The 11,390-nt window shown below is 71.3% G+C and carries 10 protein-coding genes; 2 read left to right on the top strand and 8 right to left on the bottom strand.

The window, feature by feature from the left end:
- Positions 1 to 2 precede the first annotated feature (2 nt).
- From ABZX61_RS32160 to ABZX61_RS32145, 4 genes are all read right to left on the bottom strand, one after another.
- On the bottom strand, positions 3 to 1,817 hold the full coding sequence (locus ABZX61_RS32160; protein ID WP_355199884.1) for an ABC transporter ATP-binding protein: 1,815 nt from the start codon (positions 1,815 to 1,817) through the stop codon (positions 3 to 5).
- Positions 1,818 to 1,863: 46 nt separating this feature from the next.
- Positions 1,864 to 2,886 carry an iron-siderophore ABC transporter substrate-binding protein gene (locus ABZX61_RS32155; RefSeq protein ID WP_355199883.1) on the bottom strand — a complete coding sequence of 341 codons (1,023 nt, stop codon included), beginning with the start codon at positions 2,884 to 2,886 and terminating at the stop codon, positions 1,864 to 1,866.
- Positions 2,887 to 2,973: 87 nt separating this feature from the next.
- The gene (locus ABZX61_RS32150; protein WP_355199882.1) at positions 2,974 to 4,038 is read right to left on the bottom strand and encodes an iron chelate uptake ABC transporter family permease subunit; all 1,065 of its coding nucleotides are present in this window, start codon (positions 4,036 to 4,038) and stop codon (positions 2,974 to 2,976) included.
- Entirely contained in the window at positions 4,035 to 5,090 is a 1,056-nt protein-coding gene (locus ABZX61_RS32145) for an iron ABC transporter permease (protein WP_355199881.1), read from the bottom strand. The genes ABZX61_RS32150 and ABZX61_RS32145 overlap by 4 nt, the downstream gene beginning before the upstream one ends.
- Positions 5,091 to 5,184: 94 nt before the next feature.
- Between ABZX61_RS32145 and ABZX61_RS32140 the strand changes: the two genes are divergently transcribed.
- Complete coding sequence (locus ABZX61_RS32140; RefSeq protein ID WP_355199880.1) at positions 5,185 to 6,261, top strand: alpha/beta hydrolase-fold protein; 1,077 nt, start codon at positions 5,185 to 5,187, stop codon at positions 6,259 to 6,261.
- Positions 6,262 to 6,287: 26 nt separating this feature from the next.
- Here ABZX61_RS32140 and ABZX61_RS32135 read toward each other — a convergent pair whose 3' ends face one another.
- On the bottom strand, positions 6,288 to 7,586 hold the full coding sequence (locus ABZX61_RS32135; RefSeq protein ID WP_355199879.1) for a lysine N(6)-hydroxylase/L-ornithine N(5)-oxygenase family protein: 1,299 nt from the start codon (positions 7,584 to 7,586) through the stop codon (positions 6,288 to 6,290).
- 127 nt (positions 7,587 to 7,713) lie between these two features.
- On the opposite strand from ABZX61_RS32135, the gene ABZX61_RS32130 reads away from it, so the two are divergent.
- On the top strand, positions 7,714 to 8,658 hold the full coding sequence (locus ABZX61_RS32130; RefSeq protein ID WP_355199878.1) for a methionyl-tRNA formyltransferase: 945 nt from the start codon (positions 7,714 to 7,716) through the stop codon (positions 8,656 to 8,658).
- A gap of 4 nt (positions 8,659 to 8,662) precedes the next feature.
- Here ABZX61_RS32130 and ABZX61_RS32125 read toward each other — a convergent pair whose 3' ends face one another.
- The 3 genes from ABZX61_RS32125 to ABZX61_RS32115 all read right to left on the bottom strand — a co-directional run bounded on the left by ABZX61_RS32125 (position 8,663) and on the right by ABZX61_RS32115 (position 11,351).
- Positions 8,663 to 9,397 carry an ABC transporter ATP-binding protein gene (locus ABZX61_RS32125; protein WP_355199877.1) on the bottom strand — a complete coding sequence of 245 codons (735 nt, stop codon included), beginning with the start codon at positions 9,395 to 9,397 and terminating at the stop codon, positions 8,663 to 8,665.
- 110 nt (positions 9,398 to 9,507) lie between these two features.
- Positions 9,508 to 10,551, bottom strand: coding sequence for a cellulose binding domain-containing protein (locus tag ABZX61_RS32120; RefSeq protein WP_355199876.1), 1,044 nt, complete (start codon positions 10,549 to 10,551; stop codon positions 9,508 to 9,510).
- A 383-nt stretch (positions 10,552 to 10,934) separates the two neighbouring features.
- Positions 10,935 to 11,351, bottom strand: coding sequence for a VOC family protein (locus ABZX61_RS32115; protein ID WP_355199875.1), 417 nt, complete (start codon positions 11,349 to 11,351; stop codon positions 10,935 to 10,937).
- Positions 11,352 to 11,390 lie beyond the last annotated feature (39 nt).

The raw sequence follows: 11,390 nt of genomic DNA, 5'->3' as shown, positions 1-11,390 counted from the left end.
ACTCAGCCGTCCCTTTCGAAGGATGAAGGTTCTTGCCACGCGCGCCACAGCCGCGCGTACCTGCCGCCCAGAGCCACCAGCTCCTCGTGGGTTCCCTGCTCCACGACGCGTCCCGCGTCCAGCACGGCGATGCGGTCGGCCGCCATCGCCTGGGTCAGCCGGTGCGCCACGAACAGCGTCGTACGGCCCAGGCACGCGGCGGCCACGGCCCGCTCCAGCTCGGCGGCGCCCTGGCTGCCCGCCTCCGCGGTCGACTCGTCCAGCACCACCACCGGCGACCGGCCCAATACGAGCCGGGCCAGGGCGATCTGGGCGACCTTGGTGCCGTCCAGCCGCTCACCGCCCTCGCCGACCACGGTGTCCAGCCCGTCGGGCAGCGCCGCGACCCACGTGTCGGCGCCGACCCTGCGCAACGCGTCCATCAGCTCGGCGTCGGCCGCCTCCGGCGCAGCCAGCCGCAGGTCGCCGGAGAGCGGCCCGGAGAACACGTGCGTCTCCTGCGTCAGGATGCTCACCAGGGCCCGCGCGCCGGCCTCGTCCAGCCCGGCGAGATCGGTCGATCCGATGCGCACCGACCCGGCCTGCGGGGTCCCGATCCCCGCGATCAGCGCCGCCAGGGTCGACTTGCCCGCGCCCGTCGCCCCCACCAGCGCCAGCGACCCGCCGGCCGGGATCACCAGGTCGACGTCCCACAGGACCGGCCGCTCCGAGCCCGGATAGCTGCCCGGATAGCTGAACGTCAGCCCCTCGACCACCACCGGGTACGGCCCGGCGTCCGCGGGGGCGGCCACCCCGCCCACCAGCCGCTCCTCCGTGGCCTCGCCCAGCACGCCGACCAGCCGGGTCAGGCTCGCGCCCGACTTCTGCGCCTCGTCGAAGGTGAACAGGATGGCGCCCAGCGGGTTGAACAGCCGGTGGAACAGCAGCGGCGCCACCGACGCCTCGCCCAGGGTGACGGCGCCGGCCTCCAGCAGGACGTACCCCACCACGAGGATCAGGACCAGCCCGATGAACTCGGCGCGGTTCTCCCTGCCGACGAACCGGCCGAAGAACCGGAACACCTCGACACCGAGATCGCGCACCCGCCACGACTCGCGGGTGACCTGCTCGCGGAAGGCCTCCTCCAGGCGGTACGCCCGGACGGTGTCGATCCCGTTCAGGCCGCTGATCAGCGCCTGCGCGCGATCGGCCTGGGCCTCCCGCTGCTGCTGGTAGAGCGGCGCGGACCGGGGGAGATACCAGCGCAGCGCCAGCGCGTACGCGGGCAGCGCGCCGGCGCCCGCCAGGCCGAGCCGCCAGTCCAGCCCGAACATGCCCGCCGTGGCGATGACGACCAGCACCCCCGACGAGAACACCGTGGGGACCGCCGTCCGGATGCCCTTGGACACCACGGCCACGTCATCGCCGACCCTGGACAGCACGTCGCCCCGGCCGACCTGCTCGATCCGCGCGCCCGGCATGCCCAGCACCGCCCGTACGGCGCCTTCCCGCAGCCGCGCGAGCAGGTCCGCGCCCAGCCGCCCGATCAGGTACGTGGACGCCGTGGTGGCCGCCGAGCCGAGCAGCGCGGCGGTCACCATCAGCACCCCGACGGTGACCAGGACCGACCGCGACTGACCTTCGACCACCCCGTCGACCACCCGGCCGAGCAGGAGCAACGGCAGCACCTGGAGCGCCGCCGCGGCCACCGCGGTGAGCACGGTGGCGCCCGTCAGCCAGCGCACCTCGCGGCAGTACGCCGCGACCCATCGGGTGGCCTCGCCTCCGGTCGCCGTGCGCAGGATCGCCGGGGCGACGCGGGTGCCGGTGGTGCTCACACCCGGGCCACGGCAGGCCGGGGACAGGACACGTTCACCGGCATCACTAGGCGGCCGACTTGACGAGCTCGTCGATCGCGTACGGCAGGGACAGCAGGGTGCCCTGCGACATGGCCGCGCCGATCGCCGGTCCCTCGCTGTCCAGCAGGTACGACACCTTGCCGCCCTTGACCGCGGGCAGGTTGGCGAACAGCTTGAAGTTCTTCAGCGCGTTCTGGTCCGCCTGGTCGGCGATGACGAAGATGTGGTCGACGTCGATCAGGTCGATGCGCTCGGGGGACAGCACGGTGTAGAAGCTGCCGCCTGCGATCTTGTCGATCTCCGTCGCGCCCTTGAAGCCGATGCCCGACACCAGCCGTCCGCGCACGTCGGTGGTGGTGAACGGGGCGACCGAGTTCTTGTACCAGGACACCGCGACGGCGGTGCGCTCCGCGAACTCCGGGTGCGTCTTGCGGGCGGTGTCGAGCTTGTCCTGGATGTCCTGCACCAGCTTGGCGCCCTCGTCGGCCTTGCCGAGCGCCTTGGCGATGTGCAGCGCGTTGTCCTGCCACGGCGCGCTGAACGGCTCCTTCTCGGTCCTGGTGCGGCCCACCGTAGGAGCGATCTTGGAGAGCCGGTCATAGGCGGCCTGGTCGATCTCGGAGTAGACCGCGATGATCAGGTCGGGCCGCAGGGCGGCGATCTTCTCGTAGTTGGGGCCGGAGTCCCCGTTGTTCATGATGACCTCGGGGCGGGTGTCGCCCCACCGGTCCTTCACCCAGGGCCACTGGGTGTTGACGTCGGGGGTCTTGCCCGGCGGGTTCGGGTACTGGTCGACCATGCCGACCGGCTTGATGCCGAAGGCCAGGATGGCCTGGTCGTCGGTGTAGCCGACGGAGACGACCCGCTGGGGGGCCTTGGTGATCTGCGTGGACCCGAACGCGTGCTCCACGGTCAACGGGAACACGCCACCACCCGTGGCGGCCGCGGTGGTGTCGCCGCTCGGCTGCTCCGCCGAGCCGGAACCGCATCCCGCGATCAATGTCGCAGCGGACAACACCACTGCGATGCCCCGCAAGGTCTTCGTCACTGTTCTTCGCTGGAGGAGCATCCGGAATCCCTTGCTTTCGTGCGATCCACTGGAACCGTAACATGCGCAGATTAGGTTAGCCTAACCTTACTTCTTCAGGTTCGCCCGCACCAGCAGGTAGACGAGGAAAGGGCCGCCGATCGCGGCGGTGACCACGCCGACCGGGAGGCTGACCGGCAGCGCCGTACGCGCCACCAGGTCCGCGCCGATCAGCAGCAGCGCGCCCACCAGCCCGGATGCCACCAGCGGCGGCGTCGGACACCGTGACAGGCGCATCGCCACCTGCGGCGCCACCAGCGCGACGAACGGGACCGGGCCCGCCGCGCTCACCGCCACGCCGGCCAGCAGCACCGCGCACAGCAGCAGGACCGCCCGCACCATCGAGTACCGGACACCCAGGCCCGCCGCGACCTCGTCACCGAAGTGCAGCGGCCTGAGCTGGAACGCCACACACGACACGACGGCCATGAGAGCGAGCGCGCACCACAGCGCCACCCAGACCTCGCCCCACGTCCGGTTGTCCAGCGAGCCGACCAGCCACGCCTGGGCCCGGGCCACGTCCCGGATATCGGCCGTGACCAGCAGCCAGATCGTGATCGCCTCCGCCACGGCGCTCACCGAGATGCCGATGAGGATGAGCCGGAGGCCGTCGATCCCGCGCCGCCACGCCAGGAAGTACACCAGTAGTCCGGTGCCAAGACCGCCCGCGAGCGCCGCCGCGGACAGGCCCACGGAGTCGACGACGGCCGCGGCGACCCCGCCCGACACCGTCACCAGGAACACCGCGACCGCGCTCGCGCCTGCGGTGATGCCCAGCACGTCCGGGCTGGCCAGGGGGTTGCGCGCGATGGACTGCGTGATCGCCCCGGACACCCCGAGCGCGATCCCCACGACGAGCCCGGCCAGGGCGCGCGGCAGGCGCAGATCCATGATCACGAACTCGTCGACCCGCTCGCCCCGGCCGAAGAGCGTGGCGATCACCTGGGGCAGGCCGATGGGGAAGTCCCCGGTGCCGATGGACAGGCAGAACACCAGGAAGGCCGCCGCCGCCAGCAGCAGCGCGACCAGCACCATCCAGGGCCGCCACACGAACGACGCGTGGCCGAGCCGCACGCCCGGTGTCACCGGCCGCTTGACCGCCGTCTCGTTCATACCGTCTTGAACTTTCCGCGCCAGACCAGCGCCGCGAAGAACGGGGCGCCGACCACGGCGACGACGACGCCTGCCTGCAACTCGCCCGGCCGGGTCACCACGCGCCCCACGATGTCGCAGGTCAGCAGGATGACGGCGCCGAGCAGACCCGCGCACGGCACCAGCCAGCGATAGTCCGGCCCGGTGAGATACCGGGCCACGTGGGCCACCATGAGCCCGAGGAACGCGATGGGGCCGCACGCCGCCGTCGTCGCGCCCGCCAGCAGGGTGATGGCGACGATGCCGACGGTCCGGGTGCGCGTGATGTTCACGCCCAGCCCGCGCGCGACGTCGTCACCCAGGTTGAGCAGGTTGACGGCGGGCAGCGTGGTGAGCCCCAGCACCAGCCCGGCCACGACGAACGCGGCCACCGGCCGGATGACGTCGAATCCGACCCCGGCGACGGTGCCCGCGTTCCAGAACCGCAGGGCGTTCAGCGACGCCTGGTCCGATAACGCGACCGCCGTGGTCATCGCCGCCAGGAACACCGCGACCCCCTGCCCGGCCAGCGCGAGCGTCAGCGGGCTGCCCGCGCCCCGGCCGATGCTGGCCAGCCCGAACACGACGGCGCCGGCGGCCGCCGCCCCCAGGAAGGCGAACCAGACGTACTGGTACGGATTGGCGAGCCCGAACAGGAGGATCACCGACACGACGGCGAACGAGGCGCCGGAGTTCACGCCCAGCAACCCCGTGTCGGCGATCGGGTTGCGCGTGTACCCCTGGATCAACGCCCCGCTGACCCCCAGAGCGACGCCTGCCACGATCGCGAGCACGGTCCTGGGCACCCGTACGGTCTGCACGATCAGCGCGATCTCGGTGAGCCGCTGGTCGGAGCCCGGCTCCGGGAACAACCCCTGCCACACCTCCGCGAGGCTCAGCCCGCGCGCGCCGACGGCCAGCGACACCGCCGCCGCGACCAGGAGAACCACCGCGAGCGCGCCCAAGCCCACCACCCGCCGCCGGCGGACCCCTGTGACCTCGGACGCGGGACGTTTCTCCAGAGTCGTACTCATCGACCTACAATCCACGGGGCACGTCTCGATCATGAAACTTAGGTAAGTCTATCCTTAGTTTCTGGCCGACGGTAGGGACGGAGTACGACCGCGCATGGAGCACACTTTCGCCACGTTCGGGTTCCCCGGTGAACCTGGTTCCGACGAGTTCTGGGCGGCGGCGGGAGCGCCCGCGTCGGTGCCCGCCGGCGACGGCTGGGCGACCCTGTTCCTGTGGCGCGGGTCCCCGGCGAGCGTCGGCTTCGAGAGCTGGTCGGAGCCGGTGCCCCTGCGCCGGTGGGGCAACACGGACTGCTGGTACGCCGAGGTGGCCATGCCCGCGCGGCTGCGGGTGACGTACCGGTTCGTCACGGACGACGGGGCCTGCGCCGACCCGTTCAACCCGGCCGGTGCGGGAGGTGACCGGTCCATCGCCGCGACCCCGGACGCCCCCGCCCAGCCGCACTGGCCCGCCATCGGCGCCGAAGACGTCCTGCCCCTCCCGCGCACCCGGATCCGCTGGAGCAGCGAACGGCTCGGTGGGCGGCGCACCGTGCGGGTCCACCCGGCGGGCGGCGGCGGGCCGGTGGTCCTGCTGCTCGACGGGGACGACTGGCTGTACCTGCACCCGGCCATGACTGCGTTCGACTCGGCCGTCGCCCACGGCGAGATGCCCGCCGTCACGCTCGTCTTCCTGCCCGCCCAGGCCAGGGAGGCCGAGTTCGGGTGCGTGGCCGAGCTGTGGGAGGCGGTCCGGGACGAGCTGCTGCCGCTGGTCGCCGAGAGCGGCGTGCCCGCCGACCTGGACCGGCTGGTGGTCGCCGGGCAGAGCCTCGGCGGGCTGAGCGCGATGTACGCGGCCCTGGAGTTCCCGGAGCTGGTGTCGGCCGTCGCCTGCCAGTCGGGGTCGTTCTGGTGGATGCCCGGCGCCGCCGGCCTGGCCGACCCCATGGGTGGCCCGGTCGGCGGCGCCATCGCCGCGCGCCTGCGGGAGCGCCCCGACCTGTCCGGACTGCGGGTCGCGTTCGACGTGGGGGAACACGAGGCGCGGATGCTGCCGCACTGCGAGCTGGTCGAGACCCTGGCCGAACAGGCCGGTGCGACCGTGCGGGTCTCCCGGTCGGCCTCGGGCCACGATCGGGCGGGCTGGCGGCACGCCCTGCTTAGGGATGTGGCCTGGGCGCTGCGGTGACGGCCGGGCCATCACCGCGGCGTCCGTCAGCGCGAGAACGCGTAGGGGGTGCGCAGCCGCCCGGCCACCGCGTCGATGATCTCCCCGGCCCGCACGGCGGTGTTCGACAGCAGCGTCGAGGTCAGGCCGTGGGTGTGTTCGGTGGCTCCCTGCACGTAGATGCCGCAGCGCAGGTGCGTGGAGGTGGCGATCCGGTAGTCGCGCTCGATGCGCAGGGCGCCCGAGGGCAGCCGCTCGCAGTGCTCGCCGACGGCGCCCAGCAGGGTCAGCGGGTCGCCGGGCCGGTAGCCGGTGGCGTAGACGAGCGCGTCGGCGTCCAGGACGGTCCGCTCCCCGGTGGGCAGGAACTCGACGGTGGCGCGCACGCCCTCGGCGTCCCGGGCGACCTCGACGAGCCTGGAGGCGTTGAGGATGCGCAGCCGCTGGCTGCCCCGCACCTTCTCCTGGTAGTGCCTGCGGTACAGCTCGTCGATGAGGTCGAGGTCGACCACCGAGTAGTTGGCGGAGGCGTGGTAGGCGCGCAGGCTGTCCTTGACCGCCTCGGGCGCGTCGAAGTAGTGGTCGACCGCGCCGGAGTCGAAGATGCGGTTGGCGAAGGAGCTGTCGTCGGCGGGGGTGTAGCCGTACTTGGAGAAGACCGCGCACACCTCGGCGCGGGGGAAACGGCCGTGCAGGTGGTCGGTCACCTCGGCGGCGCTCTGGCCGGCGCCGACCACCACCAACCGGCGCGGGTCCGTCAGCGTGGGGAGCCTGTCCAGGAGCTCCTCGCTGTGCCAGACGCGGTCGTCGCCGACCATCCCGTCGGGCAGCACCGGGACCAGGCCGACGGCGACGACCAGGTTGCGGGTGCGGCGGGTGCTGAGCTCCCCGTCGCCCTGGCGGACCACCACGTCGAGATACTCCACCGCGCCGTCGACGGTTACGGGGGTGACCGCGACGACCTCCGAGCCGTACTCGACCTGGTCGGCGAACGGCGCCGCGGCCCACTCCAGGTAGTCGTGGAACTCCATGCGGGAGGGGAACATCGTCTTGTGGTTGATGAAGTCCAGCATCCGGCCGCGTGCCTTCAGGTAGGACAGAAAGCCGAACTCGCTGGTGGGGTTGCGCATGGTGACCAGGTCCTTGAGGAAGGAGACCTGCATCGTGGTGCCTTCGAGGAGCATGCCGCGGTGCCATCCGAACGAGAGTTGCTTCTCCAGGAACACCGCGTCGATCCGCTCGCCGGTGCGCGCCTGCCGCTCGCGCAGCGCGATGGCCAGGGCGAGGTTGGACGGTCCGAAACCGATGCCGACGAGGTCGTGGACGGGCTGCTCGGCAGTGGGCATGAAAAGCCTTTCGAGAGAGCGGTCCGAGATGGGGAGCCGTGGGTGGAATCAAGAACCAACTTAGGTTAGGCTCGCCTAATTAGGCGAGCCTAACCTTTATTCCCCTCACCTCACAAGGAGAGCGCTGATGCGGGTCGTGATGTTCGGCTACCAGACCTGGGGGCATCGCACCCTCCAAGCCCTGCTGGACTCCGGGCATGACGTGGTGCTGGCGGTCACTCACCCTCAGAGCGACCACGCCTACGAGAAGATCTGGAGCGATTCGGTGGCCGAGCTGGCCGAGGCCAACGGCGTCCCCGTCGTGCTCCGCAACCGGCCCGACGACGAGCTCCTGCTCACCCTCAAGGAAGTCGAGCCTGACCTCATCGTCGCCAACAACTGGCGCACCTGGATACCGCCGGAGATCTTCACCCTGCCCCGGCACGGCATCCTCAACGTGCACGACTCGCTGCTTCCGGCCTACGCCGGCTTCTCCCCGCTCATCTGGGCGCTCATCAACGGCGAGAAGGAGGTCGGCGTCACCGCCCACATGATGAACGCCGAACTGGACGCCGGGGACATCGTCGTGCAGCGCGCGGTCCCGGTCGGCCCGGCCGACACCGCCACCGACCTGTTCCACCGCACGGTCGACCTCATCGGCCCCATCGTCGCGGAGGCCCTGGACCTCATCGCCTCCGGCCGTACCGAGTGGACGCCCCAGGACCGCACCAAGGCCAGCTTCTTCCACAAGCGTTCGATCGAGGACAGCAACATCGACTGGAACTGGCCCGCCGAGGACATCGAACGGCTGGTACGCGCCCAGTCCGACCCCTACCCCAACGCTTTCACCCACTACAGGGGCGAGCGCGTCCGCGTCCTGAAGGCCTCGGTCTCCCAGGGCGTCTACGGCGGCACGCCGGGCCGGGTGTTCATCCGCGAGGGCGACGGCATCGTCATCGTCGCGGGCGCCGAGGCCCGCCGGGGCGGCAACCACGGCCTGGTGATCGAACGGGTGCGCACCGAGGACGGCACCGACCTGCCGGCCGGCGAGGTGTTCCGGACGATGGGCGGCTACCTCTCCCGCCACCCGTGAGCGATCACTGGTAGGCGGACGCCTGGAGGTCGTACAGGCGGGCATACCGGCCTGAGAGTTCGATGAGCTCGGCGTGCGTGCCGCACTCGGTGATGCGGCCGCCGTCGAGCACGACGATCAGGTCGGCCATCCGGATGGTGGCGAACCGGTGCGAGACCAGCAGGGTGATCCCGCCGGTGGCGTGCTGCCACTCCTGGGCCGCCTCCGCGTACCGCTGGTAGACCTCGTACTCGCTGGCCGCGTCCAGCGCGGCCGTCGGCTCGTCGAGCACGGCGAGCAGCGGCGTCGACCGCATGAACGCCCGTGACAGGGCGACCTTCTGCCACTGGCCGCCGGACAGCTCGACGCCGTCGCCGAGGGCCTTGCCGAGCCTGGTCTCCTCGCCCTCCGGCAGGCGGGCGAAGACCCGGGCGGCGCCGCCCTTCTCGGCGGCCCGCGCGATGTGGTGCATCCTGGGCAGGTCGCCCACGCCGACGGCCTCGCGGGCCAGGAACGGGAAGCGGCTGAAGTCCTGGAAGGCCGAGGTCACGCGGTCCCGCCAGGCCGCGGGATCCAGCTCGGCGAGGGGTGTCCCGTCCACGGTGACGGTGCCGCCGGTCGGCCGGCAGAACCCGCACAGCAGCTTGACCAGCGTCGTCTTCCCACTGCCGTGGTCGCCAACGAGCGCCACCGTGGCCCCGGCCGGGAGCCGCAGGTCGATGCCGCGCAGCACGGGCGGGCCGCCGTAGGAGAAGTCCACGCCGGACAGGGCGATGCCGTCGCGCAGCCGGTCGGGCGGGACGAGCGTGCCGATGGTGCTCGCCTCGTGCAGGTCGCGCAGCAGAGGTAGCGGCCGGCGCCGGGGACCACTCAGGGGCTGGAGCAGCCGATGCCGGTGGGCGCGTTCGCGCCGTTGCCGCCGGCGACGTAGCCGAACGTCGTGGTGCCGCCGCCCGCGAGGGTGCCGTTGTAGGAGGCGTTGCAGACGCTGATCGCACCGCTGGCGCCGGTGTTTACGCCGCCCCACAGGTTGGTGACGGCCTGTCCGGCGGCCAGGGTCATGCCCACGGTCCACCCGTTCAGCGGCGCCGACCCGTTGTTGCGTACGGTCACCTCCGCCTGGAAGCCGCCGCTCCAGGTGTTGACCGTCCGGTAGGTCGCGGTGCAGGCGCCGCCCTGCCCGGGAGGCGTGGGCGTCGGGGTCGGCGTGGGGGTCGGGGTTCCCTCCAGGCTGCCGGGGACCGAGCGCAGGGCGTTGTACCAGACGGTCGCCATCTTGCTGTAGCCGCCGGCGTTGGGGTGGACGCCGTCGGCCAGGTCCGCGGTGGTCAGGGCGCTGTACATGTCCACCAGGTGGACGTGTTTGCCGGCCGCGGCCCTGGACTGCACGATGCCGGGGATCGCCGAGTTGAAGCCCCTGACGGTCGGGTCGGCGCCGTTGAGGGGGATGATCGTCGCCACGAACACCTCGGCGTCGGGCGCGGTGCCGGTGATGCGGTCGATGAGCGTGGCCAGCCTGGAGGACGCGCCGGTCGGGTTCTGGTACATGTCGTTGGTGCCGATGTGCAGCAGGATCGTACGCGGCTGGTAGGTGCGCAGCCAGGTCACGATGTTGGCGTCGATCTGGTCGATCCGCCATCCGGAGTGGCCTTCGTGGTCGTGGTCGCCCAGGTTCGACGGCCCGTTGAACTGGGATCCGACGAAGTCGACCCAGTAGCCGGCCGCCACCAGCTTCTGCCACAGGTCGACGCGGTAACCCCCTGGCACGTTGAACCCGTCGGTGATCGAGTCGCCGAGCGGCATCACCCGTACGCCGCCGTTCGACTCCGCGCCGGCCGACGTGGCGTAGACCGTGGCCGCGAGCAGCGCCAGCACGGCGACCAGGCCGCTCAGCAGGCGCGTCATCCTCACCATGGATGTCTCCGTTTCTGCGAGCGCTAACAGAGACCGCGGTCCCTGAACGGTCGGCTCCTTGCACGTGGAGCGAACCCCGCCGGGCGTGGACCCGTCAATGCGCCGCCCCGCCGATCCCGTCCTGCCGCCCGCCGTCTTCCCTGGTCGCGCAGCGCGGCCCGCCCCGGACGGAGAATGAATATTTCACGCCACCGGCTCCGTGAAACGTTTCGGGTATCCGGCCTGAAGGAAGCCCTGGACGCGATCCATGCAGAGCTCGGATGGCCAGGTTAAGTGGCCGAAATATGTCGGATCGCTATTGACACCTTCGCCACCACCATCTTTGGCTTCACCGCTGCCGGGACCGCCGCCACCCCGGCACCACCCGCTTCGCCGACCGGGCGTCATGAGCCGGCGTACTGCCCGGCGTACTCAGCCGAGGGCTCGATCGGGGTGATGACGTCGATGAGGACCCCGTTGGGATCGGCCACGATGAAGTGCCGCTGCCCGAAGTCCTCGCTGCGCAGCGCCAGCTCGGCGGTCAGCCCCGCGCCGACGACGAGCCGTTCCCATTCGGCGTCCACGTCCGCCACCTCGAAGTTGAGCAGCAGCCCGCGAACCGGGGCGCGATACGCCTCGGGCAGCGTCGGGTGGGTGTGGTCGAGCAGCGCGAGCTCATAGGACGGCGTCCCGGGGCGCCGCAGGCTGACGTACCAGTCGGCCTCGAACGTCGTCTCGAACCCCAGGAGCCCGGTGTAGAAGTCGCGGGACTCCTGAAGCCGGGCGGTGCAGATCACGGGATAGAAGCTGGTCAGTTTCATACGAACCTCTTTCACATACCATCGGTACGTGAATGTGTA

The organism is Nonomuraea sp. NPDC003709 (assembly GCF_040610775.1).
Taxonomy (GTDB): domain Bacteria; phylum Actinomycetota; class Actinomycetes; order Streptosporangiales; family Streptosporangiaceae; genus Nonomuraea; species Nonomuraea angiospora_A.
Note: the sequence above shows the minus strand (reverse complement) of the source record. Positions and strands in the feature narration are given on the sequence as shown.